The organism is Pedococcus aerophilus (genome assembly GCF_039532215.1).
In the GTDB taxonomy this organism is placed as follows: domain Bacteria; phylum Actinomycetota; class Actinomycetes; order Actinomycetales; family Dermatophilaceae; genus Pedococcus; species Pedococcus aerophilus.
In genome coordinates this window covers 1,408,670-1,430,798 of the sequence record NZ_BAAARN010000001.1, presented here as the reverse complement: position 1 = coordinate 1,430,798, position 22,129 = coordinate 1,408,670, and the positions used below count along the sequence as shown (strand labels likewise).

At 68.2% G+C, this 22,129-nt stretch carries 32 protein-coding genes and 2 pseudogenes; 33 read left to right on the top strand and 1 reads right to left on the bottom strand.

Translation table 11 applies throughout. The features are described 5' to 3' along the window. Positions 1 to 133: 133 nt before the first annotated feature. Positions 134 to 2,308: a PKD domain-containing protein gene (locus ABD286_RS06795; protein WP_344191497.1), complete on the top strand. Its 2,175-nt coding sequence runs from the start codon at positions 134 to 136 to the stop codon at positions 2,306 to 2,308. A gap of 12 nt (positions 2,309 to 2,320) precedes the next feature. Here the strand turns inward: ABD286_RS06795 and ABD286_RS06790 are convergent, their stop codons facing one another. Next, complete coding sequence (locus ABD286_RS06790) at positions 2,321 to 3,640, bottom strand: alpha-hydroxy-acid oxidizing protein (protein ID WP_344191495.1); 1,320 nt, start codon at positions 3,638 to 3,640, stop codon at positions 2,321 to 2,323. Positions 3,641 to 3,899: 259 nt separating this feature from the next. Between ABD286_RS06790 and ABD286_RS06785 the strand changes: the two genes are divergently transcribed. The 32 genes and pseudogenes from ABD286_RS06785 to rplQ all read left to right on the top strand — a co-directional run bounded on the left by ABD286_RS06785 (position 3,900) and on the right by rplQ (position 22,058). After that, positions 3,900 to 4,502 carry a hypothetical protein gene (locus ABD286_RS06785; RefSeq protein ID WP_344191493.1) on the top strand — a complete coding sequence of 201 codons (603 nt, stop codon included), beginning with the start codon at positions 3,900 to 3,902 and terminating at the stop codon, positions 4,500 to 4,502. Between the two features lie 526 nt (positions 4,503 to 5,028). Continuing rightward, positions 5,029 to 5,337, top strand: coding sequence for a 30S ribosomal protein S10 (rpsJ, locus tag ABD286_RS06780; RefSeq protein WP_009775966.1), 309 nt, complete (start codon positions 5,029 to 5,031; stop codon positions 5,335 to 5,337). A gap of 11 nt (positions 5,338 to 5,348) precedes the next feature. Next, complete coding sequence (gene rplC / locus ABD286_RS06775; protein WP_344191491.1) at positions 5,349 to 6,005, top strand: 50S ribosomal protein L3; 657 nt, start codon at positions 5,349 to 5,351, stop codon at positions 6,003 to 6,005. Positions 6,006 to 6,010: 5 nt separating this feature from the next. Then, a pseudogene (gene rplD, locus ABD286_RS06770) lies at positions 6,011 to 6,601 on the top strand (50S ribosomal protein L4); the annotation flags it as partial. Between the two features lie 206 nt (positions 6,602 to 6,807). Then, a complete protein-coding gene (gene rplW, locus ABD286_RS06765; RefSeq protein ID WP_056883297.1) occupies positions 6,808 to 7,113 on the top strand; it encodes a 50S ribosomal protein L23 in 306 nt (101 codons plus the stop codon). 35 nt (positions 7,114 to 7,148) lie between these two features. Beyond that, positions 7,149 to 7,985 carry a 50S ribosomal protein L2 gene (gene rplB, locus ABD286_RS06760; protein WP_344191487.1) on the top strand — a complete coding sequence of 279 codons (837 nt, stop codon included), beginning with the start codon at positions 7,149 to 7,151 and terminating at the stop codon, positions 7,983 to 7,985. A gap of 18 nt (positions 7,986 to 8,003) precedes the next feature. Then, positions 8,004 to 8,285, top strand: coding sequence for a 30S ribosomal protein S19 (gene rpsS, locus ABD286_RS06755; RefSeq protein WP_056915465.1), 282 nt, complete (start codon positions 8,004 to 8,006; stop codon positions 8,283 to 8,285). A gap of 32 nt (positions 8,286 to 8,317) precedes the next feature. Further along, positions 8,318 to 8,686: a 50S ribosomal protein L22 gene (gene rplV, locus ABD286_RS06750; RefSeq protein WP_056917241.1), complete on the top strand. Its 369-nt coding sequence runs from the start codon at positions 8,318 to 8,320 to the stop codon at positions 8,684 to 8,686. Next, positions 8,686 to 9,516, top strand: a complete 831-nt coding sequence (rpsC, locus tag ABD286_RS06745; RefSeq protein ID WP_056915464.1) for a 30S ribosomal protein S3 — start codon at positions 8,686 to 8,688, stop codon at positions 9,514 to 9,516. The genes rplV and rpsC overlap by 1 nt, the downstream gene beginning before the upstream one ends. Position 9,517: 1 nt before the next feature. After that, complete coding sequence (gene rplP, locus ABD286_RS06740) at positions 9,518 to 9,937, top strand: 50S ribosomal protein L16 (RefSeq protein WP_056915463.1); 420 nt, start codon at positions 9,518 to 9,520, stop codon at positions 9,935 to 9,937. Further along, a pseudogene (rpmC, locus tag ABD286_RS06735) lies at positions 9,937 to 10,149 on the top strand (50S ribosomal protein L29); the annotation flags it as partial. The gene rplP and the pseudogene rpmC, both read left to right, overlap by 1 nt. Before the next feature lie 35 nt (positions 10,150 to 10,184). Continuing rightward, complete coding sequence (gene rpsQ / locus ABD286_RS06730) at positions 10,185 to 10,475, top strand: 30S ribosomal protein S17 (RefSeq protein WP_344191484.1); 291 nt, start codon at positions 10,185 to 10,187, stop codon at positions 10,473 to 10,475. A gap of 152 nt (positions 10,476 to 10,627) precedes the next feature. Further along, positions 10,628 to 10,996, top strand: coding sequence for a 50S ribosomal protein L14 (rplN, locus tag ABD286_RS06725; RefSeq protein WP_056883304.1), 369 nt, complete (start codon positions 10,628 to 10,630; stop codon positions 10,994 to 10,996). A 3-nt stretch (positions 10,997 to 10,999) separates the two neighbouring features. After that, a complete protein-coding gene (gene rplX / locus ABD286_RS06720) occupies positions 11,000 to 11,356 on the top strand; it encodes a 50S ribosomal protein L24 (protein WP_344191481.1) in 357 nt (118 codons plus the stop codon). A gap of 1 nt (position 11,357) precedes the next feature. Then, on the top strand, positions 11,358 to 11,924 hold the full coding sequence (gene rplE / locus ABD286_RS06715) for a 50S ribosomal protein L5 (protein WP_344191479.1): 567 nt from the start codon (positions 11,358 to 11,360) through the stop codon (positions 11,922 to 11,924). Between the two features lies 1 nt (position 11,925). Then, the gene (locus ABD286_RS06710; RefSeq protein WP_344191476.1) at positions 11,926 to 12,111 is read left to right on the top strand and encodes a type Z 30S ribosomal protein S14; all 186 of its coding nucleotides are present in this window, start codon (positions 11,926 to 11,928) and stop codon (positions 12,109 to 12,111) included. A gap of 98 nt (positions 12,112 to 12,209) precedes the next feature. After that, entirely contained in the window at positions 12,210 to 12,608 is a 399-nt protein-coding gene (gene rpsH, locus ABD286_RS06705; protein WP_056915458.1) for a 30S ribosomal protein S8, read from the top strand. Between the two features lie 12 nt (positions 12,609 to 12,620). Beyond that, positions 12,621 to 13,157, top strand: a complete 537-nt coding sequence (gene rplF / locus ABD286_RS06700) for a 50S ribosomal protein L6 (RefSeq protein ID WP_344191473.1) — start codon at positions 12,621 to 12,623, stop codon at positions 13,155 to 13,157. 3 nt (positions 13,158 to 13,160) lie between these two features. Next, positions 13,161 to 13,535 carry a 50S ribosomal protein L18 gene (rplR, locus tag ABD286_RS06695; protein WP_344191471.1) on the top strand — a complete coding sequence of 125 codons (375 nt, stop codon included), beginning with the start codon at positions 13,161 to 13,163 and terminating at the stop codon, positions 13,533 to 13,535. Positions 13,536 to 13,569: 34 nt separating this feature from the next. Beyond that, positions 13,570 to 14,220 carry a 30S ribosomal protein S5 gene (gene rpsE / locus ABD286_RS06690; protein ID WP_344191469.1) on the top strand — a complete coding sequence of 217 codons (651 nt, stop codon included), beginning with the start codon at positions 13,570 to 13,572 and terminating at the stop codon, positions 14,218 to 14,220. Then, positions 14,217 to 14,399: a 50S ribosomal protein L30 gene (rpmD, locus tag ABD286_RS06685; protein WP_056917240.1), complete on the top strand. Its 183-nt coding sequence runs from the start codon at positions 14,217 to 14,219 to the stop codon at positions 14,397 to 14,399. Before rpsE ends, rpmD begins: the two co-directional genes overlap by 4 nt. 2 nt (positions 14,400 to 14,401) lie before the next feature. Continuing rightward, positions 14,402 to 14,902: a 50S ribosomal protein L15 gene (rplO, locus tag ABD286_RS06680; protein ID WP_082552894.1), complete on the top strand. Its 501-nt coding sequence runs from the start codon at positions 14,402 to 14,404 to the stop codon at positions 14,900 to 14,902. A gap of 229 nt (positions 14,903 to 15,131) precedes the next feature. Then, positions 15,132 to 16,445: a preprotein translocase subunit SecY gene (secY, locus tag ABD286_RS06675; RefSeq protein ID WP_344191466.1), complete on the top strand. Its 1,314-nt coding sequence runs from the start codon at positions 15,132 to 15,134 to the stop codon at positions 16,443 to 16,445. Beyond that, positions 16,446 to 17,021: an adenylate kinase gene (locus ABD286_RS06670; RefSeq protein WP_344191464.1), complete on the top strand. Its 576-nt coding sequence runs from the start codon at positions 16,446 to 16,448 to the stop codon at positions 17,019 to 17,021. Beyond that, the gene (gene map / locus ABD286_RS06665; protein ID WP_344191462.1) at positions 17,021 to 17,863 is read left to right on the top strand and encodes a type I methionyl aminopeptidase; all 843 of its coding nucleotides are present in this window, start codon (positions 17,021 to 17,023) and stop codon (positions 17,861 to 17,863) included. The genes ABD286_RS06670 and map overlap by 1 nt, the downstream gene beginning before the upstream one ends. A 161-nt stretch (positions 17,864 to 18,024) precedes the next feature. Next, positions 18,025 to 18,246 carry a translation initiation factor IF-1 gene (gene infA / locus ABD286_RS06660; protein WP_006946284.1) on the top strand — a complete coding sequence of 74 codons (222 nt, stop codon included), beginning with the start codon at positions 18,025 to 18,027 and terminating at the stop codon, positions 18,244 to 18,246. Positions 18,247 to 18,316: 70 nt separating this feature from the next. Further along, positions 18,317 to 18,430 carry a 50S ribosomal protein L36 gene (gene rpmJ / locus ABD286_RS06655; RefSeq protein ID WP_010148647.1) on the top strand — a complete coding sequence of 38 codons (114 nt, stop codon included), beginning with the start codon at positions 18,317 to 18,319 and terminating at the stop codon, positions 18,428 to 18,430. A gap of 260 nt (positions 18,431 to 18,690) precedes the next feature. Then, complete coding sequence (gene rpsM, locus ABD286_RS06650; RefSeq protein ID WP_344191460.1) at positions 18,691 to 19,068, top strand: 30S ribosomal protein S13; 378 nt, start codon at positions 18,691 to 18,693, stop codon at positions 19,066 to 19,068. Continuing rightward, positions 19,068 to 19,472 carry a 30S ribosomal protein S11 gene (rpsK, locus tag ABD286_RS06645; RefSeq protein ID WP_056883316.1) on the top strand — a complete coding sequence of 135 codons (405 nt, stop codon included), beginning with the start codon at positions 19,068 to 19,070 and terminating at the stop codon, positions 19,470 to 19,472. Before rpsM ends, rpsK begins: the two co-directional genes overlap by 1 nt. 23 nt (positions 19,473 to 19,495) lie before the next feature. Continuing rightward, positions 19,496 to 20,104 (top strand): 30S ribosomal protein S4, encoded by a 609-nt coding sequence (rpsD, locus tag ABD286_RS06640; RefSeq protein WP_344191458.1) that lies wholly within the window; start codon positions 19,496 to 19,498, stop codon positions 20,102 to 20,104. Between the two features lie 155 nt (positions 20,105 to 20,259). Next, positions 20,260 to 21,294 carry a DNA-directed RNA polymerase subunit alpha gene (locus ABD286_RS06635; RefSeq protein WP_344191456.1) on the top strand — a complete coding sequence of 345 codons (1,035 nt, stop codon included), beginning with the start codon at positions 20,260 to 20,262 and terminating at the stop codon, positions 21,292 to 21,294. Between the two features lie 62 nt (positions 21,295 to 21,356). Further along, positions 21,357 to 22,058 carry a 50S ribosomal protein L17, sunset domain variant gene (gene rplQ, locus ABD286_RS06630; RefSeq protein ID WP_344191454.1) on the top strand — a complete coding sequence of 234 codons (702 nt, stop codon included), beginning with the start codon at positions 21,357 to 21,359 and terminating at the stop codon, positions 22,056 to 22,058. Positions 22,059 to 22,129 lie beyond the last annotated feature (71 nt).

The window sequence follows — 22,129 nt, the reverse complement described above, 5'->3', positions numbered from 1 at the left end:
TTGCCGGACACCGAGGGGGAGACGCGGACGGTCGCAAGATCGGGCGCGGGTGTCCGGTATGCCGCGATGGTGCTGTCCGGCCTACGCCCGGTGGGGGAGGTGTGTCGGTCGCCAGAGTCCTAGCGTCAGCGGCATGACGGGTCGTCGACGTCGCGTGGTCCTTGCCGCGGCGGTGCTCCTGACAGCAGTGGCCCTCCCGGTGTCCTCGGCACCGGGCGACCCGACGGTGCGGTTCAGCGCTGCAGGCGACTTCTCGTCCTCGGCTGCGGCCCAGTCGGTGTTCAGCACCATCGGGGGGCTCGACAACGACCTGCACCTGGCGCTCGGCGACCTCTCCTACGGTGCCGTCGGTGCCGAGCAGCAGTGGTGCGACCTCGTCAAGACCGGGGTCGGCGAGGGGTATCCGTTCCAGCTGCTGTCCGGCAACCACGAGAGCAACGGCCAGAACGGCAACATCAACGACTTCTCGGCCTGCCTGCCCAACCAGCTGCCGGGGGTCAGGGGCACCTATGGTCGGCAGTACTTCGTGGACGTCCCGCAGGCGGCGCCGCTGGTGCGGTTCGTCAACATCTCGCCGGATCTGCCCTTCCCCGACAGCACGTGGTCGTACGCCGCAGGGTCGCCGCGCTACCTGTGGACGGCGGCGGCCATCGACTCGGCGCGCGCGGCCGGCATCCCGTGGGTCGTGGTCTCGATGCACAAGCCCTGCCTGAGCTTGGGCGACTACGCATGCGATCCGGGCGCGGCACTGCTCAACCTCCTCGTCGACAAGAAGGTGGACCTCGTCCTGTCCGGGCACGAGCACCTCTACCAGCGCACCAAGCAGCTGGCGACGCGTCCCGGGTGCACGGCCATCTCGCCGGGCGCCTTCAGCAGCGCCTGCGTCGTCGACTCCGACGACAGCCTCCTCAAGGGCGCGGGCACGGTCTTCGCCACGGTCGGCACGGGTGGCATCAACCTGCGCAACGTCAACGCGGCCGACCCCGAGGTCGGCTACTTCGTCTCGTCGTCGGGGCTCAACCAGAACCCCACCTGGGGCGTCCTGGACGTCTCGGCCACCGCGACCCGGTTGGACGCCTCCTTCGTCCGGGCGTCGGGCGGTACCTTCACCGATGCGTTCACCATCGCGGCCGGACCCCCACCGGCCAACCAGGACCCGGTCGCGGTCTTCACCCCGTCCTGCGCGCAGCTCGCCTGCACCGCGGATGCCACGGCCTCGGGCGACCCCGACGGGACGATCACGACCTGGGCCTGGCAGTGGGGCGACGCGACCACCGGTTCCGGCCAGACCGCCTCACACACGTATGCCGCCCCCGGCACGTACCCGATCACCCTCACCGTGACCGACGACGACGGAGCCACGGCCACCACGACGACGTCGGTGACGGTGGCAGCGGCGAACCAGGCCCCGACGGCGGGCTTCACCAGGGACTGTGACGACCTGAGCTGCGCGTTCGACGCCGGCCCCTCGACCGACCCCGACGGCACCGTCGCCTCGTGGGCCTGGCAGTTCGGCGACGGGGCCACCGCCACCACGGCCTCGCCGGTGCACGCCTACGCGGCCGCCGGCACCTACACGGTCCGGCTCACCGTCACGGACAACCAGGGGGCCACCGGCACCACGACGACGGCGGTGACCGTCACGGCACCGCCACCCCCGGTCACGGTCGTCGCGGCTGACGCCTTCGGCCGCACCCTGGCCAGCGGGTGGGGCAACGCCGACACCGGCGGTGCCTGGACCTCGACCGGCGCCGCGGCGAACCTGTCCGTCGGTGGTGGCTTCGGCCGGTTGCGCCTCGGTGCGGGCAGCGGCCAGACGGTGGTGCTGGGGTCGGTCAGCTCGTCAGGGGTGGACCTGCTCACCACCTACTCCCTCGACAAGGTGCCCACCGGCAGCGGCCACTACCTGTCGGTGCTGGGCCGGCGGGTGCCGGCCGCCGGCGACTACCGGGCCAAGGTGCACCTTCTCGCGAACGGCAGCGTCGGGCTGTCCCTGCAGCGCGCGACGACGGCAGGGGCCGAGACCGCACTGGCCGCGGAGACCACGATCAGCGGGACCACCGTGGCGGCGGGGGAGCAGCTCAAGGTGCGCGTGCAGGTGGTCGGCACCTCACCGACCACCCTGCGCGCCCGGTTGTGGAAGGCAGGGACCACGGAGCCGACGACCTGGCAGAAGACGGCGACCGACTCCACGACGGGATTCCAAGCGGCTGGCAGCCTTGGCCTCTACGGCTACCTGTCCGGCTCGGCGACGAACGCACCCATCACGACGTCGGTCGACGACCTGGTGGTGAACCCCTCGCCGTGAGCGGCCGAAGGATCAGTCCGCGCGCAGGACGTGCGGCCCGACCTCGTCCACGGCGCCGATCCCGCACAGGCCGAGCGTGAGGTCGAGCTCGGCGACGACGTTCTCGATGACGTCCCGCACCCCGTCCTGCCCGGCGAGGGCCAGGCCGTAGACGTAGGGGCGACCCACCGCCACTGCGTCGGCGCCGCAGGCGAGCGCCTTGACCACGTCCGACCCGGTGCGGACCCCGCTGTCGAGCACGAGCGGCATACCGGGGCCGACCGCCTCCCGGATCGGTCCCAGGGCGTCGAGGGAGGCGATCGCGCCGTCGACCTGGCGACCGCCGTGGTTGCTCACGACGATGCCGCTCACGCCGAGCTCGGCCGCCCTGCGGGCATCGTCGGGGTGCAGGATCCCCTTGAGCAGGATCGGCAGGGTGGTGCGCCGGGACAGGCTGGCGAGCGCATCCCACGACAGCCCCGGGTTGGAGTAGATGTCGAGGAAGGTCTCGACCGCGGCGCGGGGCGCAGCCGAGCGGAGGTTCTCGCGCAACGACCCCGGGTGCTCGCGGCTGATGGACAGCAGCGACCGTACGGCACCGAGCGTGACCTTGACGTCCTCTCCCCGACCGGACGCGGCCTTCGCCGCCACCCGTTCGCGGACGATCTCCTGGAAGCGGGGGTCCGAGGTGTACTGGGCGATGCCGATCCCCTGGGAGAACGGCAGCGACCCGAGGTTGAGGTCCTGGGGACGCCAGCCGAGCATCGTGGTGTCGAGGGTGACGACGACTGCCGCGGCACCGGCGGCCTCGGCCCGGTGCAGCAGGCTGTCGACGAGCAGCTCGTCGGTCGACCAGTAGAGCTGGAACCACCACGGGGCGCCGTCGAGGGCCGCGGCGACCTCCTCCATGGGTGAGCACCCCTGGTTCGACACGATGTAGGGCACGCCGCAGCCGGCCGCAGCCCGGGCGACGGCGAGGTCGCTGCCCCTCGCGACGACGCCGGCGGCACCGATGGGAGCCAGGAGCAGGGGAGTCGGCAGCCGGTGGCCCAGGAGCGTCGTGGAGAGGTCACGGCTCGTGCGGCCGGTCGCCATGCGGGGGACCAGCTCGCGTCGGTCGAAGGCAGCGCGGTTGGCGCGGACGGTTGCACCGCCCCCTGCGCCGCCTCCGACGTAGGCCCGGGCGCGGGGAGCCATCGCCGCCGTGGCCCGGCGCTCGAGCTCCGCCGCGTCCGTGGGGACGGCCGGTCGGCGCCCGAGGACCCCCGCGCGGTAGATGAGTGCCTGTCGCCTGCGCCCGGGACCCACGGAGGCGGCGGCGGGGTCCGGGGCGGTCGTGGTCGTCGGCGTCATGCGCCGATCCTGTCACCGGGGTCGGCACCGTGGGGGAGTGGCGAGGGTGCCGGCCTCCCGCCGTCCTCGCACCCCGCGCAGACGACGGCCACGGCCCACGAGCGCGAAACCGGCTGCGCGGCACGGGAACCTGTGGGTGCGCCCGACGGCTGACAGGTGGCTGACAGGTGGCTCACGGCTGGGCGCAAGGCGTGCTGCGCACGGTGGGTGGACTGCAGGGGCGTCGCAGAGGCCGTCCCCACCACGAGAGGAACCACGCATGTCTCCAGTCCGCACGTCCGTGAAGATCGCCGGGGCGGCAGGCGTCGCCGCCATCGCCGCGGGGATCGGGGCCAGCCAGGCCCTGGCAGACACGACCACACCGGCCCCGAGCAGCACCAGCAGCTCGGCTCCGGCCCAGCCCGACGCCGACACCCCGGCGGGCAAGGGCCCCGGTGGTCCCGGTGGTCCCGGTGGTCGTGGACACGGTCCCGGCGGGGCCGACGCCGCGGCGCTGGCCAAGGAGCTCGGCGTCACCGAGGCCAAGGTGAAGGCGGCTCTGGACGCCGTCCGTGAGGCGAGCCGGCCCGACAAGGCGCCCACCCCGCCCACCGAGGGGACCAAGCCGACCCCGCCCACCGAGGCCGAGCGGACCGCCAGGGAGAAGGCGCGCACCAGCGCGCTGGCCAAGGAGCTGGGCCTGTCCGAGGCCAAGGTCCAGGCAGCCTTCGACGCCGTCAGGGCCGACCGCGAGGCCGCCCGGAAGACCGAGCTGTCGAGCCGGCTCGACACCGCCGTCGAGGACGGGAAGCTCACCGCAGCGGACAAGGCCTCGGTCCTCAAGGCCTTCGAGGCCGGCGTGCTGGGTGGTCCCCGCCCCTGACGACCCGGCTGCCACCGGCGACGCCCACCGTTCCCCCCGGACGGTGGCCGTCCTGCGTCCCGTCCCGGCAACAGCCGCGAGTGCTCACCGTGAGTCGTATGGCGCCGTACCGGCATTGCGCGGAGGTGGCCACCCGCAGCACTGGTCGGCGCGCGGCAAGGGAGGCCGTAGGGTGGGTGGACGTGGCGCGACGCGCCACGAGGCCACAGTTGCCGAGCCGCTGGACCTCGATTTGGTAGGTCGCGGGGGGCTCTGGCACACTGGACCGGTTGCTTGACGCGCGCCGTTGACCCATGTCGACGCCGCCACCCCCGGTGACACACCTCGAACCGAGTGCCTACGCGCTCGGGGCGACACTCCAGGGAAGCGCAAGCCCCGGCTCTGCCGGAAACTATCCGATCTGCGTGACCACTGCGTGAAAACGCATGTCGCCGGACCGCGAAGCGGGTGCGACACACCCGACCGCGGGGGTCGGAGAAGACCACAGGGCCGGTTAGATGTTCGGCGAGAGAGAGACGTAACGGAGATGGCGGGACAGAAGATCCGCATCCGCTTGAAGTCGTATGACCACGAGGTCATCGACAACTCGGCGCGCAAGATTGTCGACACGGTCACCCGTGCTGGCGCGACGGTGGTCGGCCCAGTGCCGCTGCCCACGGAGAAGAATGTCTTCGTGGTCATCCGTTCGCCGCACAAGTACAAGGACAGCCGCGAGCACTTCGAGATGCGCACCCACAAGCGCTTGATCGACATCATCGACCCGACGCCGAAGGCCGTCGACTCGCTGATGCGTCTCGACCTGCCGGCTGACGTCAACATCGAGATCAAGCTCTGAGGCTGGCGACAATGACCGACACTGCTACCAAGACCGTGAAGGGTGTGCTGGGCAAGAAGCTCGGCATGACCCAGGTGTGGGACGCCGAGAACCGGCTCATCCCCGTCACCGTCATCGAGGCTGGCCCCTGCGTCGTCACGCAGGTGCGCGACGCCGCCACCGACGGCTATGCCGCCGTCCAGATCGCGTTCGGCGCGATCGACCCCCGCAAGGTGACCAAGCCCCTCACCGGCCACTTCGAGAAGGCCGGCGTGACCCCGCGTCGCCACCTCGTGGAGCTCCGCACCGCTGACGCCGCCGAGTACTCGCTCGGCCAGGAAGTCACGGTCGAGACCTTCGAGGCCGGCCAGGACATCGACGTCACCGGCACCACCAAGGGCAAGGGCTTCGCCGGTGTCATGAAGCGTCACGGCTTCCACGGCGTCAGCTCCTCCCACGGTGCGCACAAGAACCACCGCAAGCCGGGCTCGATCGGTGGCTGCGCCACCCCGGGTCGCGTCTTCAAGGGCATGCGCATGGCCGGCCGGATGGGCGGCGTGCGTCAGACCACCCAGAACCTCACGATCCACGCCGTGGACGTCGAGCGCGGCCTGCTGCTCGTCAAGGGTGCCGTTCCCGGCCCCCGCGGCGGCACCGTCCTCGTCCGCACGGCCGCGAAGGGAGCCTGATCATCATGGCTACCAAGACTGTCGCTGCTGACCTGCCCGCCGAGATCTTCGACGTCCAGGTCAACGTGCCGCTGATCCACCAGGTCGTCGTCGCACAGATGGCTGCCGCTCGTCAGGGCACGCACTCGACCAAGACCCGCGGCGAGGTCCGCGGCGGTGGGCGCAAGCCCTACCGCCAGAAGGGCACCGGTCGCGCCCGTCAGGGCTCGACCCGCGCCCCGCAGTTCGCCGGCGGTGGCATCGTCCACGGCCCGCAGCCGCGTGACTACTCGCAGCGGACGCCCAAGAAGATGAAGGCCGCCGCCCTGCGTGGCGCCCTCTCCGACCGGGCCCGCAACGGTCGCGTCCACGTGGTCGACTCGCTGGTCACCGCTGCTGCTCCGTCCACCAAGGACGCCGCGGCCCTGCTGGCTGGTCTCACCACGCGGACCAACATCCTCGTCGTGCTCGACCGCAGCGACCTCGTGTCGCTGAAGTCGGTGCGCAACCTCGAGGGCATCCACGTCCTCGCGGCCGACCAGCTCAACACGTACGACGTGCTGATGTCGGACGACGTGGTCTTCACCACGGCTGCCCTGGAGGCGTTCGTCTCCGGTGCCCAGCCCGTGGGTGGCGTCATCGAGATCGAGGTCGAGGCTGCAGAGCCCGCCGCGGCCGAGAAGCCCGCCGCCAAGAAGGCCGAGAAGAAGGCTGACAAGGCCGAGAAGCCGGCGAAGGCTGCCAAGGCCGACAAGGCTGACAAGCCCGCGAAGACGACGAAGGCTGCCAAGGCCGCCGAGTCTGCGGATGAGGAGGAGAGCAAGTGAGCACGCTCGCTGCAGGCAAGGACCCCCGCGACATCCTGATCGCTCCGGTCGTTTCCGAGAAGTCGTACTCGCTGCTCGACCAGGGCAAGTACACCTTCATCGTCGACCCGCGGGCCAACAAGACCGAGATCAAGATCGCCGTTGAGCGTGTCTTCGGTGTCAAGGTCGACTCCGTGCACACCCTCAACCGTGTCGGCAAGACCCGTCGCACGCGGTTCGGCATCGGCAAGCGCAAGGACACCAAGCGTGCGATCGTCACCCTCCGCGAGGGCTCGATCGACATCTTCGGTGCCGGCGCCTGACCAGGACGCTGAAGAGACGTTAGGGACTTTCAAACATGGGTATCCGCAAGTACAAGCCGACGACGCCTGGCCGTCGAGGCTCCAGCGTTGCCGACTTCGTCGAGGTCACGCGCTCCACTCCGGAGAAGTCGCTGGTTCGTCCACTGACCAAGTCCGGTGGACGCAACAGCAACGGCCGCATCACGACCCGTCACATCGGTGGAGGTCACAAGCGCGCATACCGCGTCATCGACTTCCGTCGCCACGACAAGGACGGCGTGCCGGCCAAGGTCGCTCACATCGAGTACGACCCCAACCGCACCGCACGCATCGCCCTGCTGCACTACGCCGACGGTGAGAAGCGCTACATCCTGGCCCCTCGTGGCCTGGAGCAGGGCGCCAACATCGAGAACGGCCCCGGTGCCGACATCAAGCCCGGCAACAGCCTGCCGCTGCGCAACATCCCGACCGGTACGGTCATCCACGCCGTCGAGCTCAAGCCCGGTGGCGGCGCGAAGATCGCCCGTTCGGCTGGTGTGCGTGTGCAGCTCGTCGCCAAGGACGGCCCCTACGCCCAGCTGCGTATGCCGTCCGGCGAGATCCGCAACGTCGACCTGCGCTGCCGCGCCACGGTCGGCGAGGTGGGCAACGCCGAGCAGTCCAACATCAACTGGGGCAAGGCCGGCCGCATGCGGTGGAAGGGCAAGCGCCCGACCGTCCGTGGTGTCGCCATGAACCCGGTCGACCACCCGCACGGTGGTGGAGAGGGCAAGACCTCCGGTGGACGCCACCCGGTCAGCCCGTGGGGACAGGCCGAGGGCCGCACCCGCCGCCCCGGCAAGCCGAGCGACAAGATGATCGTCCGTCGCCGTCGTACTGGCAAGAAGCGCTGAGAAGGAGCCTGAGAAACCATGCCTCGTAGCTTGAAGAAGGGCCCCTTCATCGACGGCCACCTTCAGAAGAAGGTCGACGTCCAGAACGAAGCGGGCACCAAGACAGTCATCAAGACCTGGTCACGTCGGTCGGTCATCAGCCCCGACATGCTCGGTCACACCTTCGCCGTCCACGACGGCCGCAAGCACGTCCCGGTGTTCGTCACCGAGTCGATGGTCGGCCACAAGCTCGGCGAGTTCGCGCCGACCCGCACGTTCAAGGGTCACGTGAAGGAAGACAAGAAGGGGCGTCGTCGCTGATGGCCGCCCCCACCGAGAACAAGGACAACGTGATGGAAGCCAAGGCGATTGCGCGGTCCGTCCGCGTCACGCCCCAGAAGGCGCGTCGCATCGTCGACCTCATCCGCGGCAAGCAGGCCGTCGAGGCCATCGGCGTGCTGAAGTTCGCGCCGCAGTCCGCGTCCGACCCGATCCAGAAGGTGCTCGAGAGCGCCATCGCCAACGCCCGGGTCAAGGCCGACAAGGCGTCGGAGGCCTTTGACGAGCGCAACCTCGTCATCAGCGCCGCCTACGTCGACGAGGGCCCGACGATGAAGCGGTTCCGCCCGCGTGCCCAGGGCCGCGCGGCCCGCATCAACAAGCGGACCAGCCACATCACCGTGGTCGTCACGCCGAAGACCACCAAGGGAGGCACCCGCTAATGGGCCAGAAGGTCAACCCGCACGGCTTCCGCCTCGGTATCACCACCGAGCACAAGAGCCGCTGGTTCGCTGACTCCACCAAGGAGGGTCAGCGGTACCGCGACTACGTCAAGGAAGACGTCGCCATCCGCAAGCTCATGTCCGAGGGCATGGAGCGGGCCGGCATCTCCCGCGTGGAGATCGAGCGCACCCGTGACCGCGTCCGTGTGGACATCCACACCGCGCGTCCCGGCATCGTCATCGGTCGGCGCGGCGCAGAGGCCGACCGCATCCGTGGCGAGCTCGAGAAGCTCACGGGCAAGCAGGTGCAGCTGAACATCCTCGAGGTCAAGAACCCCGAGGTCGACTCCCAGCTGGTCGCCCAGGGCATCGCCGAGCAGCTCTCTGCTCGTGTGTCGTTCCGTCGTGCGATGCGCAAGGGCATGCAGTCCGCCACCCGCGCCGGCGCCAAGGGCATCCGTGTCCAGGTCTCCGGTCGCCTCGGCGGCGCCGAGATGTCCCGCACGGAGTTCTACCGTGAGGGTCGCGTCCCGCTGCACACCCTGCGTGCGCAGATCGACTACGGCTTCTACGAGGCCCGCACCACCTTCGGTCGCATCGGCGTCAAGGTGTGGATCTACAAGGGCGACGTCACCGCTCGCGAGCTGGCCCAGCAGCAGGCTGCTGCGCCGCGCCCGAGCCGTGGCCCGCGTCGTGATGGCGCCGACCGTCCGGCCCGCGCTCGTCGCGAGCGTCCGGAGGGCACCGCCACCGAGACCGCTGCTGCAGCACCCGCCACCGAGGCCCCGGCCCCGGCAGCCGCTGCGAGCACTGAGGGAGAGCAGTCCTGACATGTTGATTCCTCGTCGAGTCAAGCACCGCAAGCAGCACCACCCGGGTCGCTCCGGCGCTGCGAAGGGTGGCACGAAGATCGCGTTCGGCGACTACGGCATCCAGGCCCTCGAGCCCGCCTACGTCACCAACCGTCAGATCGAGTCCGCTCGTATTGCGATGACGCGTTACATGAAGCGTGGTGGAAAGGTGTGGATCAACATCTACCCCGACCGCCCGCTGACCAAGAAGCCCGCCGAGACCCGCATGGGTTCCGGTAAGGGTTCCCCCGAGTGGTGGATCGCCAACGTCAAGCCTGGTCGCGTGATGTTCGAGATCTCCGGTGTGTCCGAAGAGGTCGCCCGTGAGGCGATGCGTCTGGCGATGCACAAGCTCCCCATGAAGTGCCGCTTCGTTCGGCGTGAGGGTGGTGACATCTGATGGCAGTCGGATCCAAGGACCTGACGTCCGAGAACATGCGTGGTCTCGATGACGAGCGCCTGGTGGACGAGCTCCGCAAGGCCAAGGAGGAGCTGTTCAACCTCCGGTTCCAGTCGGCCACGGGCCAGCTGGACAACCACGGCCGGCTGCGCGCGGTCCGCAAGGACATCGCGCGCATCTACACCGAGCTGCGTGAGCGCGAGCTCGGCATCGGTGGGGCCACCCCGAAGAGCACGGAGAAGTCGGCATGAGCAAGAACGTGAAGGACGAGGCCGTGACGGCCGCAGACCGCAACTACCGCAAGACCCGTCAGGGTTACGTGGTGAGCGACAAGATGGACAAGACCGTCGTGGTCGAGGTCGAGGACCGCGTCAAGCACGCGCTCTACGGCAAGGTCCTGCGTCGCTCGAGCAAGGTCAAGGCCCACGACGAGCTGAACGCCGCCGGCATCGGCGACCGCGTGCTGATCATGGAGACCCGACCGCTGTCGGCCACCAAGCGCTGGCGCGTGGTGGAGATCCTCGAGAAGGCCAAGTAGTCCTCGGACTGCCGCACACCACGACATACCGTTGCCACCGCGGCGTGCCGGGCCACCAGGCCGGGTATGCCGCGGGGCACGGAAACAAGACCACCCACAGTTCGGCAAGGCTCACCGCGTGTGAGAACCAGCTCGACGACAGGAGTTAGACAGTGATCCAGCAGGAGTCGCGACTGCGTGTCGCCGACAACACTGGTGCCAAGGAGATCCTTTGCATCCGTGTTCTCGGTGGTTCGGGTCGTCGTTACGCCGGCATCGGTGACGTGATCGTCGCCGCCGTCAAGGACGCCATCCCCGGCGGCAACGTCAAGAAGGGCGACGTCGTCAAGGCCGTCATCGTTCGCACCACGAAGGAGCGTCGTCGCTCCGACGGCAGCTACATCAAGTTCGACGAGAACGCCGCCGTCATCCTCAAGGGCGACGGGGACCCCCGTGGCACCCGCATCTTCGGTCCGGTGGGCCGCGAGCTGCGCGAGAAGAAGTTCATGAAGATCATTTCGCTGGCGCCGGAGGTGCTCTGAGCCATGGCAGCCCCCAAGAAGATGAAGATCAAGAAGGGCGATCTCGTCCAGGTCCTCACGGGCAAGGACAAGACCAAGCAGGGCAAGGTCATCGCCGTGTACCCCGAGACCGAGCGCGTGCTCGTCGAGGGCGTCAACCGCGTGACCCGCCACACCAAGGCCGGTCAGTCCGCCCGTGGCACCCGCACCGGTGGCCTGGTCGTCCAGGAAGCCGCGATCCACGTGAGCAACGTGGCGATCGTCGACCCGACCGACAAGAAGCCGACCCGCGTCAAGACGCGCGTCGAGACCGTTGAGCGCAACGGCCGCGAGAAGACCGTTCGTACTCGCGTCGCGGTGCGCTCGGGCAAGGACCTCTGACATGACTGAGACTGCAACCAAGCAGGCGCCGCGTCTGAAGACGCGCTACGCCGACGAGATCAAGGGTCAGCTGCAGCAGCAGTTCGGCCACGCCAACGTCATGCAGGTCCCCGGCGTCGTCAAGGTCGTCGTGAACATGGGTGTCGGTGACGCTGCCAAGGACGCCAAGCTCATCGAGGGTGCGATCCGCGACCTCTCGGCCATCACCGGCCAGAAGCCGCTCGTCACCAAGGCCCGCAAGTCGATCGCCCAGTTCAAGCTGCGTGAGGGCATGCCGATCGGCGCGCACACCACGCTGCGTGGCGACCGCATGTGGGAGTTCCTCGACCGCCTCGTCTCCACGGCGCTGCCCCGCATCCGTGACTTCCGTGGTCTGTCGCCGAAGCAGTTCGACGGCAACGGCAACTACACCTTCGGTCTGACCGAGCAGTCGATGTTCCACGAGATCGACCAGGACCGGATCGACCGCGTGCGTGGCATGGACATCACCGTGGTGACCACCGCCACCAACGACGACGAGGGCCGCGCACTGCTCAAGGCGCTCGGCTTCCCCTTCAAGGAGAACTGACATGGCGAAGACCGCCCTGGTCAACAAGGCCAACAAGAAGCCGAAGTTCAAGGTGCGTGGCTACACCCGTTGCCAGCGCTGCGGCCGACCGCACTCGGTCTACCGCAAGTTCGGGCTCTGCCGCATCTGCCTTCGCGAGATGGCACACCGCGGTGAGCTGCCCGGCATCACCAAGAGCTCCTGGTAGAGAAGCTCAGCACCACCCCACCCATTGATTTCGTTCTACATCGCAGGTCGCAGCGCACAGCGCAGTGAAACCGCGGTGAGAGAGGGCCGGAGAAGCCCATGACCATGACTGACCCGATTGCGGACATGTTGACGCGCGTCCGGAACGCCAACTCGGCGCACCACGACGCTGTCTCCATGCCGTTTTCCAAGCTGAAGTCCCACGTTGCCGAGATCCTCCAGGCTGAGGGCTACATCGCCTCCTGGAAGGTCGAGGATGCCGAGGTCGGCAAGACGCTGACGATCGAGCTCAAGTACGGCCCCAACCGCGAGCGTTCCATCGCTGGCGTGCGCCGTGTCTCCAAGCCCGGTCTGCGCGTCTACGCCAAGTCGACGAACCTTCCCAAGGTTCTCGGCGGTCTCGGTGTGGCCATCATTTCCACCTCGTCTGGGCTCCTCACGGACCGTCAGGCGGCTTCCAAGGGTGTGGGCGGGGAAGTCCTCGCCTACGTCTGGTAAGGGGTATTCGACATGTCGCGTATTGGACGACTCCCGGTCTCCATCCCCAGCGGTGTCGACATCACCATCGACGGTCAGACCGTCAAGGTGAAGGGCCCCAAGGGCGAGCTCAGCCACCGTGTGGCCGAGCCGATCACCGTTGAGAAGGGTGACGAGGCCCTTGAGGTCAAGCGGCCCAACGACGAGCGCCAGTCCCGTGCCCTGCACGGCCTGACCCGCTCGCTCATCAACAACATGGTCCTCGGTGTCACCGAGGGCTACGAGAAGAAGATGGAGATCCACGGCACGGGTTACCGCGTCGCGAACAAGGGCGGAAGCCTGGAGTTCGCGCTCGGTTACAGCCACTCGATCACCGTCGAGGCCCCCGAGGGCATCTCCTTCGCCGTCGAGAACCCGACCCGCTTCGCGGTCCAGGGCATCGACAAGCAGCTGGTCGGCGAGGTTGCCGCGAACATCCGCAAGCTGCGCAAGCCCGACCCGTACAAGGGCAAGGGCGTGCGGTATGCGGGCGAGCACATCCGTCGCAAGGTCGGAAAGGCCGGTAAGTAAGTCATGGCAATGATCGTCAAGCGCGCCAAGGGCAAGTCCGCTGCACGCGGCCGTCGCCACCTGCGCCTGCGCAAGAAGGTGACCGGCACCGCGGTTCGTCCGCGCCTGGTCGTCTCCCGTTCGTCGCGCCACGTCTTCGTGCAGGTCGTCGACGACACCCTCGGCAAGACCGTGGCGTCGGCCTCCACCATGGAGGCGGACCTGCGTTCGTTCGAGGGCGACAAGACCGCCAAGGCCCGCAAGGTCGGCGAGCTGCTGGCCGAGCGTGCCAAGAGCGCCGGCGTCGAGGCCGTCGTCTTCGACCGGGGTGGCAACCGCTACCACGGTCGTGTCGCGGCCATCGCCGAAGGCGCCCGCGAGGGTGGGCTGGCCCTGTGACCACCGCAACCGTTATTGAGATGAGGAACATCTGATGCCCGGACCCCAGCGTCGAGGCACTGGAGCCACCGGTACCGCCGGAGGCGAGCGCAACGACCGCCGCGGCGGTGGCCGCGACAACCGCCGTGACGGCGGCCGCGACCAGGCCGAGAAGAGCGCCTACGTCGAGCGCGTCGTGACCATCAACCGCGTTGCCAAGGTCGTCAAGGGCGGCCGCCGCTTCAGCTTCACCGCCCTCGTGGTGGTGGGTGACGGCGACGGCACCGTCGGTGTCGGCTACGGCAAGGCCAAGGAAGTTCCCGCCGCGATCGCCAAGGGTGTCGAGGAGGCCAAGAAGGAGTTCTTCAAGGTCCCGCGCATTCAGGGCACCATCCCGCACCCCGTGCAGGGTGAGGCCGCGGCCGGTGTCGTCATGCTCCGTCCCGCTGCTCCCGGTACCGGTGTCATCGCCGGTGGTCCGGTGCGCGCGGTGCTCGAGTGCGCCGGCATCCACGACGTGCTGAGCAAGTCGCTCGGCTCGGACAACGCGATCAACATCGTCCACGCGACGGTCGCGGCCCTCAAGGGTCTCGAGCGCCCGGAGGAAGTGGCTGCCCGCCGCGGCCTCCCCGTGGACCAGGTCGCCCCGGCCGCCATGCTGCGCGCCCAGGCTGCTGGCCGCGAGGCCGCCAAGGCAGGTGCCTGATGCGCCTCAAGGTGATCCAGACCCGTTCCGAGATCGGCGGCAAGCAGAACCAGCGTGACACCCTGCGCAGCCTCGGTCTGAAGCGCATTGGCGACGTCGTCGTCAAGGAGGACCGTCCCGAGATCCGCGGGATGGTCAAGACGGTGGCGCACCTCGTCGCCGTCGAGGAGGTTGACTGACCATGGCAGAGAAGAAGGCCACCAAGGCCGCTGCTGCGAAGTCGGAGAAGTCCGTCGAGGGCACCGCCCTCAAGTTGCACCACCTGCGTCCCGCCCCGGGTGCCAAGACCGCCAAGACCCGCGTGGGTCGCGGTGAGGGCTCCAAGGGCAAGACCGCCGGTCGTGGCACCAAGGGCACCAAGGCCCGCTACCAGGTGCCCGAGCGGTTCGAGGGTGGCGCGATGCCGCTGCACATGCGGCTTCCGAAGCTCCGCGGCTTCAAGAACCCGTTCAAGGTGGAGTACCAGGTCGTGAACCTGGACAAGCTCTCCGCCCTCTACCCGCAGGGCGGCGACGTGACCGTCGACGACCTCGTGGCCAAGGGCGCCGTCCGGGACAACCTCCCGGTCAAGGTGCTCGGCGACGGCGAGATCAGCGTCAAGGTCTCCGTGACCGCTGACAAGTTCTCGGCGTCCGCCAAGGAGAAGATCGAGGCCGCTGGCGGCTCGGTCACCTCCGCCTGATCCACCCCAGCTCGAAGGTATGCCGCGGGCTCACCGCTCAAGGTGAGCCCGCGGCATACCTGTTTGTCGTGTTCCGTCCTGTTCGGGCGACCACAACGGTGGTTGCCGTTCGCTGACCCGCGGTGGCCATGTCACTGGTTACCGTGCGCTGCCCCTCGGGGTATCGTGCCTAGGATTGCCTGACCGTCTCACCGCGTGGCCGCTCGGCCCGCGCCATCCAGGAGGACCTGTGCTCACCGCCTTCACCCGTGCGTTCAAGACGCCGGACCTGCGCAGGAAGCTGTTGTTCACGCTTGCCATCGTGCTCATCTTCCGCATGGGCTCGCACGTGCCGGTCCCCGGCGTGAGCTACACGGCCGTCCAGAACTGCATCAAGAACGCCGACTCGACGACCGGTGTCCTGGGCCTGGCCAACCTCTTCAGTGGTGGCGCGCTCCTGCAGCTGTCGATCTTCGCGCTCGGGATCATGCCGTACATCACGGCGAGCATCATCGTGCAGCTCCTCACCGTGGTGATCCCGCGGTTCGAGGCCCTCAAGAAGGAGGGCCAGCAGGGCCAGACGAAGATGACGCAGTACACGCGCTACCTGACGATCGGGCTCGCGATCCTGCAGTCCTCGACGCTGATCACCTTCGCGCAGAACCCCTCGGCGCTGTTCGGCCCGAGCTGCACGAGCATCCTGCCGAACGACTCCATCCCCACGCTGGTCATCATGGTGCTCACCATGACCGCCGGCACCGGTGTCGTCATGTGGCTGGGTGAGCTGATCACCGACAAGGGCATCGGCAACGGCATGTCGCTGCTGATCTTCACGTCGATCGCCTCGACCTTCCCGGGCTCGCTGTGGGCCATCCAGCAGCAGGACGGTCGCTGGGACATCTTCATCGGCGTGATCCTGCTCGGCTTCCTCATCATCGCGCTCGTCGTCTTCGTCGAGCAGAGCCAGCGGCGCATCCCCGTGCAGTACGCCAAGCGCCAGGTGGGCCGCCAGATGTACGGCGGTACGTCCACGTACATCCCGCTCAAGGTCAACATGGCCGGCGTCATCCCCGTGATCTTCGCCTCGTCGCTGCTCGCCCTGCCCTCGTTGCTGGCACAGTTCAACCGGTCGACGACCGGCGACCAGGCCGGCTGGGTCACGTGGATCGAGCAGCACCTCGTGCGAGGTGACCACCCGATCTACATGATCACCTACATCGCGCTGATCTTGTTCTTCACGTTCTTCTACGTGTCGATCACGTTCAACCCGACGGAGGTCGCCGACAACATGAAGCGCTACGGCGGCTTCATCCCAGGTATCCGCGCCGGGCGACCCACGGCCGAGTACCTCGACTACGTGCTCACCCGCATCACGGTCCCCGGGGCCATCTACCTCGGCCTCGTCTCGCTGATCCCGCTGATCGCGCTGGTCCTCGTCGGTGCCAACCAGAACTTCCCGTTCGGTGGCACCTCCATCCTCATCATCGTGGGCGTCGGCCTGGAGACGGTGAAGCAGATCGAGAGCCAGCTCCAGCAGCGTCACTACGAAGGGTTCCTCCGGTAAATGCGCCTCATCATCCTCGGCCCGCCCGGTGCCGGTAAGGGCACCCAGGCCGCTCGCATCGCCGACGCCTTCGGCATCCCCGCGATCTCGACCGGCGACATCTTCCGCGCCAACATCAAGAACGAGACGCCCTTGGGCAAGCAGGTCAAGGAGGTGCTCGCGTCCGGCGGCTACGTCACCGACGAGATCACCAACGCGATCGTGCGCGACCGCCTCTTCGAGGACGACGCCGAGAAGGGCTTCCTGCTCGACGGCTACCCCCGCACCGCGGCCCAGGTCGACGCGCTCGACGCCATCCTCGCCGAGCACGGGCACACCCTCGAGGCCGTCCTCGAGCTGACCGTGGACGAGGACGCCGTCGTCGCCCGGTTGCTCAAGCGGGCCGAGATCGAGGGTCGCGACGACGACTCCGAAGAGGTCATCCGTGAGCGCCAGGCGATCTACCGTCGTGAGACCGCTCCGCTGACCGAGGTGTACTCCGAGCGCGGCCTGCTCGTGCAGGTCGACGGCATGGGTTCGGTCGACGAGGTCTTCGCGCGCATCTCCACGGCCCTCGAAGGGGTTGCTCGTTCCTGATGTTCGGCCGGTCCAAGATCGACACCAAGACCCCTGACCAGATCCTGCGCATGCGCAGGGCCGGCCTGGTCGTGGGTCAGACCCTTCAGCTGATGGCGCAGACGGTGCGCCCCGGCATGACGACCAAGCAGCTCGACGAGCTGGCCGAGGAGCACATCCGGGGTTGCGGCGCGACGCCGTCGTTCCTGGGTTACCACGGCTTCAAGGGCTCGCTGTGCACGTCGGTCAACGAGGAGGTCGTGCACGGCATCCCGGGCTCGCGGGTTCTGGCCGAGGGCGACCTGATCTCCATCGACTGCGGGGCCATCGTCGACGGCTGGCACGGCGACGCCGCGATCTCGGTGATCGTCGGCGGTCGTGAGGCCGGGCGCCCGGAGGACCTCGAGCTCATCGACGCCACCGAGGACTCCATGTGGGCCGGCATCGCTGCGCTCACGGTGGGGGAGTCGCTGTACGAGGTCGGCGCCGGTGTCGAGGACAGCGTCGTCGCCTCGGGGGAGCGGTTCGGCCGCGACTACGGGATCGTCGAGGAGTACGTCGGCCACGGCATCGGCACGGCCATGCACATGGACCCGCAGGTGCCCAACTACCGCGTGCGCGACAAGGGGCCGACGGTGCGTTCTGGCGTCACGGTCGCCATCGAGCCGATGGTGACCCTCGGGTCCGCCGAGACGCGGGTGCTGGCCGACGACTGGACCGTCGTCACCACCGACGGCTCCCGCGCCGCCCACTGGGAGAACACCGTCGCGGTCACCGACGACGGGCTGTGGGTGCTCACCGCGCTCGACGGTGGCAAGGAGCGGCTGGAAGCCGCCGGCGCGCCATACGCCCCGCTGGGCTGAGCTCGCGCTCCGTCCTGCACGGTCCCTGCTCGTCCCGGCGCGATTTCGTGCCTGAGGGGGGCCTGACGTAGACTGTTACGTCGGCATGCGTGTGCGCGCGTGCCGGTTTCCATGTGTCTGTTCCAGCCTGGGGCAGACCGATGCAGCAGATTGTGGAGGCTATGGCCAAGAAGGACGGTGTCATCGAGATCGAGGGCACGATCGTCGAGGCTCTCCCGAACGCGATGTTCCGGGTCGAGCTCACGAACGGTCACAAGGTTCTCGCTCACATCTCGGGCAAGATGCGTCAGCACTACATCCGGATCCTCCCCGAGGACCGTGTGGTCGTTGAGCTCAGCCCGTACGACCTGACCCGTGGCCGGATCGTCTTCCGCTACCGCTGAGCACGCACCAACCGCAAGACCTGCAGGCCCGTCCGGGTCGGCAGTGCCAGATCGACTCGAAGCAGAGGCTATGAAGGTTCAGCCGAGCGTCAAGAAGATCTGCGACAAGTGCAAGGTGATCCGCCGTCACGGTCGGGTCATGGTCATCTGCGAGAACCTGCGCCACAAGCAGCGCCAGGGCTGAGCATGACCTGGGTCCCGACAGGGACCTCCGCACCGGGCCACGCCCGGAGCACCAGTCGCAACTCTTCGAGAAGCGCAGACAAGTGAATGACGCAGTACCCGGCCCCTGTGCGCGGCGTCGTCGACCAGACGACATCCATGCCGACCAGGACGTCACCCCCGGCCCGGAGGCCGAGGACCGGTGCCCCGAGGAAAGCTTCGGGAACGAGCCCGGAACGGTACTGCACCAGACCTCCGGTGAAACACAAAGGAACACACAACATGGCACGTCTTGTTGGTGTGGATCTTCCGCGCGAGAAGCGCGTCGAGATCGCTCTCACCTACATCTTCGGAGTGGGTCGCACCCGCTCCCAGCAGGCGCTGGCTGCCACGGGCGTGAGCCCGGACACCCGCGTCCGCGACCTCACGGACACCGAGCTGGTCCAGCTCCGTGACTACCTCGAGGCCAACGTCAAGATCGAAGGTGACCTCCGCCGTGAGGTCGCCGCCGACATCCGCCGCAAGGTCGAGATCGGTTCCTACGAGGGCCTGCGCCACCGTCGCGGCCTTCCCGTGCGTGGTCAGCGCACCAAGACCAACGCGCGCACCCGCAAGGGCCCGAAGCGCACCGTCGCCGGCAAGAAGAAGGTTGGTAAGTAATGCCTCCCAAGGCTCGTACCGCTGGCGCCAAGAAGGTGCGCCGCAAGGAGAAGAAGAACGTCGCCCACGGGCACGCTCACATCAAGAGCACGTTCAACAACACGATCATCTCGATCACCGACCCCACCGGTGCCGTGATCTCCTGGGCCTCCGCCGGCCAGGTCGGCTTCAAGGGCTCGCGCAAGTCCACCCCCTTCGCCGCGCAGATGGCTGCCGAGGCTGCCGCCCGTCGCGCGATGGAGCACGGCATGCGCAAGGTCGACGTCTTCGTCAAGGGTCCGGGCTCCGGTCGTGAGACCGCCATCCGCTCCCTGACCGCCACCGGCCTCGAGGTTGGCGCGATCAGCGACGTCACCCCCTCGCCGCACAACGGCGTCCGCCCGCCCAAGCGCCGTCGCGTCTGAGAACTGGGAGATAGAGAACACTCATGGCTCGTTACACCGGCCCCATCACCAAGAAGTCGCGTCGCCTCAAGGTCGACCTCGTCGGCGGCGACAAGAACTTCGAGCTCCGTCCCTTCCCGCCCGGCCAGCACGGCCGTCGCCGGATGCAGGAGAAGGAGTACCTCACCCAGCTGCAGGAGAAGCAGAAGGCCCGCTTCACCTACGGCGTCATGGAGAAGCAGTTCCGCGGGTACTACCAGGAGGCCTCGCGCCGCTCTGGCAAGACCGGTGAGACCCTGCTGCAGATCCTCGAGTCCCGCCTGGACAACGTGGTCTACCGCGCCGGCCTGGCCCGCACCCGTCGTGCGGCGCGCCAGCTCGTCACGCACGGCCACTTCGAGGTGAACGGCGTGCGCGTGGACGTCCCGTCCTACCGCGTCGAGCAGTACGACATCATCACCGTTCGCGAGAAGTCCGTGAACACCTTCCCGATCGAGCTGGCTCGCCAGACCTTCGGCGAGCGCCCCACCCCGGCCTGGATGCAGGTCGTCCCGGGCACGCTGCAGATCATGATCCACCAGCTCCCGGAGCGTGCGCAGATCGACACGATCCTCACGGAGCAGCTGATCGTCGAGCTCTACTCGAAGAACTGATCCACACCTCCGTATGGCGCGGGCGCCCCGTGCGCCCGCGCCATACCGAGCGGATCTGGTCCGGACCACAGACAGAGGTGGACCGGCCGGCCGGCTGACAACCGGCGACTTCATCGGCGTCATATAGCGGTCGCCGACGAGAAAGGAACCACCCCGTGCTCATCGCACAGCGCCCCTCACTCAGCGAAGAGGTCGTTGCGGACAACCGCAGCCGCTTCGTCATCGAGCCCCTCGAGCCCGGCTTCGGCTACACGCTCGGTAACTCCATGCGCCGCACGCTCCTGTCGAGCATCCCCGGTGCCGCCGTCACCAGCATCCGCATCGACGGTGTGCTGCACGAGTTCTCCACGATCCCCGGGGTCAAGGAGGACGTCACTGAGATCATCCTCAACATCAAGGGCCTGGTCGTCTCCTCGGAGCACGACGAGCCCGTCGTGATGTACCTGCGCAAGACCGGCTCCGGCCCGGTCACCGCTGCGGACATCGCGCCGCCCGCAGGTGTCGAGGTGCACAACCCCGACCTGCACATCGCCACGCTCAACGGCAAGGGCAAGGTCGAGATGGAGCTGACCGTCGAGCGCGGTCGCGGCTACGTCTCCGCCAACCAGAACAAGTCCGGCGACCAGGAGATCGGCCGCATCCCGGTCGACTCCATCTACTCGCCCGTGCTCGCCGTGACCTACAAGGTCGAGGCGACCCGTGTCGAGCAGCGCACCGACTTCGACAAGCTCATCGTCGACGTCGAGACGAAGAACTCGATGGCTCCCCGTGACGCCATGGCCTCCGCCGGCAAGACCCTGGTCGAGCTGTTCGGCCTGGCCCGTGAGCTCAACGTCGAGGCCGAGGGCATCGACATGGGCCCGTCGCCGACCGACGCCGCTCTGGCCGCCGACCTGGCGCTGCCGATCGAGGACCTCGACCTCACCGTCCGGTCCTACAACTGCCTCAAGCGCGAGGGCATCCACACCGTGGGTGAGCTCGTCGGACGCAGCGAGGCCGACCTGCTCGACATCCGCAACTTCGGTGCGAAGTCGATCGACGAGGTCAAGGCCAAGCTCGTCGGCATGGGCCTGGCGCTCAAGGACAGCCCGCCCGGGTTCGACCCGAGCGCGATCGCTGACAACTACGGCGACTACGACGACGACTTCGCTGACGACGGCCGCGCGCTGGCCGAAGACGAGCAGCTCTGACCAACCGCCGCTGAGGTGGCGGTCCGAACACCGCCACCTCACACACCAAGGAGAACCTAAGAATGCCTACGCCCACCAAGGGTCCCCGTCTCGGCGGCGGTCCGGCTCACGAGCGCCTCATCCTGGCGAACCTCGCGAGCTCGCTCTTCGAGCACGACTCCATCACCACCACCGAGGCCAAGGCCAAGCGCCTGCGCCCGCTGGCCGAGCGTCTCGTGACGTTCGCCAAGCGCGGTGACCTCCACGCCCGTCGTCGCGTCCTGTCGGTCATCTCCGACAAGGGTGTCGTGCACCGTCTCTTCACCGAGATCGCGCCCGACATGGCCGAGCGTCCCGGTGGCTACACCCGCATCACCAAGATCGGCGCCCGCAAGGGTGACAACGCCCCCATGGCCGTGATCGAGCTCGTCCGCGAGCCCATCGCCAAGAAGGCCACGGTCAAGGAGGCGGAGGCCGCCACCAAGCGCTCCGCCAAGCAGGCCGAGGCCAAGGACGCTGCTGCCGAGACCAAGGCCGCCGAGGACGAGGCCAAGGCCGAGGACACGACCGAGACCACCACCGAGGCTGCGGCGGTTCCCGAGGGTGCTGTCGCCGCGAACGAGGACGGTTCCTCGCCCGACGAGGCCTACGTCGTCAAGGGCAACGCCGACTCCGGCAAGTACCATGAGGCCGATGGCCAGTGGTTCGAGCAGACCGTGGCCGAGTTCTGGTTCAAGTCCGCCGAGGACGCCGAGAAGGCTGGCTTCACCAAGGCCGGTTCCTGACCTCGTAGCCCCTGGCTGCACTCGAAGGGCCGTCCACCCCACCGGGGTGGGCGGCCCTTCGCCATGTCTGC

Excerpts from the sequence above, each read along its gene's own strand:
- ABD286_RS06795 (WP_344191497.1), top strand. The coding sequence starts at position 134 with ATGACGGGTCGTCGACGTCGCGTGGTCCTTGCCGCGGCGGTGCTCCTG.
- ABD286_RS06790 (WP_344191495.1), bottom strand. The coding sequence starts at position 3,640 with ATGACGCCGACGACCACGACCGCCCCGGACCCCGCCGCCGCCTCCGTG.
- ABD286_RS06785 (WP_344191493.1), top strand. The coding sequence starts at position 3,900 with ATGTCTCCAGTCCGCACGTCCGTGAAGATCGCCGGGGCGGCAGGCGTC.
- rpsJ (WP_009775966.1), top strand. The coding sequence starts at position 5,029 with ATGGCGGGACAGAAGATCCGCATCCGCTTGAAGTCGTATGACCACGAG.
- rplC (WP_344191491.1), top strand. The coding sequence starts at position 5,349 with ATGACCGACACTGCTACCAAGACCGTGAAGGGTGTGCTGGGCAAGAAG.
- rplB (WP_344191487.1), top strand. The coding sequence starts at position 7,149 with ATGGGTATCCGCAAGTACAAGCCGACGACGCCTGGCCGTCGAGGCTCC.
- rpsS (WP_056915465.1), top strand. The coding sequence starts at position 8,004 with ATGCCTCGTAGCTTGAAGAAGGGCCCCTTCATCGACGGCCACCTTCAG.
- rplV (WP_056917241.1), top strand. The coding sequence starts at position 8,318 with ATGGAAGCCAAGGCGATTGCGCGGTCCGTCCGCGTCACGCCCCAGAAG.
- rpsC (WP_056915464.1), top strand. The coding sequence starts at position 8,686 with ATGGGCCAGAAGGTCAACCCGCACGGCTTCCGCCTCGGTATCACCACC.
- rplP (WP_056915463.1), top strand. The coding sequence starts at position 9,518 with ATGTTGATTCCTCGTCGAGTCAAGCACCGCAAGCAGCACCACCCGGGT.
- rpsQ (WP_344191484.1), top strand. The coding sequence starts at position 10,185 with ATGAGCAAGAACGTGAAGGACGAGGCCGTGACGGCCGCAGACCGCAAC.
- rplX (WP_344191481.1), top strand. The coding sequence starts at position 11,000 with ATGGCAGCCCCCAAGAAGATGAAGATCAAGAAGGGCGATCTCGTCCAG.
- rplE (WP_344191479.1), top strand. The coding sequence starts at position 11,358 with ATGACTGAGACTGCAACCAAGCAGGCGCCGCGTCTGAAGACGCGCTAC.
- ABD286_RS06710 (WP_344191476.1), top strand. The coding sequence starts at position 11,926 with ATGGCGAAGACCGCCCTGGTCAACAAGGCCAACAAGAAGCCGAAGTTC.
- rpsH (WP_056915458.1), top strand. The coding sequence starts at position 12,210 with ATGACCATGACTGACCCGATTGCGGACATGTTGACGCGCGTCCGGAAC.
- rplF (WP_344191473.1), top strand. The coding sequence starts at position 12,621 with ATGTCGCGTATTGGACGACTCCCGGTCTCCATCCCCAGCGGTGTCGAC.
- rplR (WP_344191471.1), top strand. The coding sequence starts at position 13,161 with ATGGCAATGATCGTCAAGCGCGCCAAGGGCAAGTCCGCTGCACGCGGC.
- rpsE (WP_344191469.1), top strand. The coding sequence starts at position 13,570 with ATGCCCGGACCCCAGCGTCGAGGCACTGGAGCCACCGGTACCGCCGGA.
- rplO (WP_082552894.1), top strand. The coding sequence starts at position 14,402 with ATGGCAGAGAAGAAGGCCACCAAGGCCGCTGCTGCGAAGTCGGAGAAG.
- ABD286_RS06670 (WP_344191464.1), top strand. The coding sequence starts at position 16,446 with ATGCGCCTCATCATCCTCGGCCCGCCCGGTGCCGGTAAGGGCACCCAG.
- map (WP_344191462.1), top strand. The coding sequence starts at position 17,021 with ATGTTCGGCCGGTCCAAGATCGACACCAAGACCCCTGACCAGATCCTG.
- infA (WP_006946284.1), top strand. The coding sequence starts at position 18,025 with ATGGCCAAGAAGGACGGTGTCATCGAGATCGAGGGCACGATCGTCGAG.
- rpmJ (WP_010148647.1), top strand. The coding sequence starts at position 18,317 with ATGAAGGTTCAGCCGAGCGTCAAGAAGATCTGCGACAAGTGCAAGGTG.
- rpsM (WP_344191460.1), top strand. The coding sequence starts at position 18,691 with ATGGCACGTCTTGTTGGTGTGGATCTTCCGCGCGAGAAGCGCGTCGAG.
- rpsK (WP_056883316.1), top strand. The coding sequence starts at position 19,068 with ATGCCTCCCAAGGCTCGTACCGCTGGCGCCAAGAAGGTGCGCCGCAAG.
- rpsD (WP_344191458.1), top strand. The coding sequence starts at position 19,496 with ATGGCTCGTTACACCGGCCCCATCACCAAGAAGTCGCGTCGCCTCAAG.
- rplQ (WP_344191454.1), top strand. The coding sequence starts at position 21,357 with ATGCCTACGCCCACCAAGGGTCCCCGTCTCGGCGGCGGTCCGGCTCAC.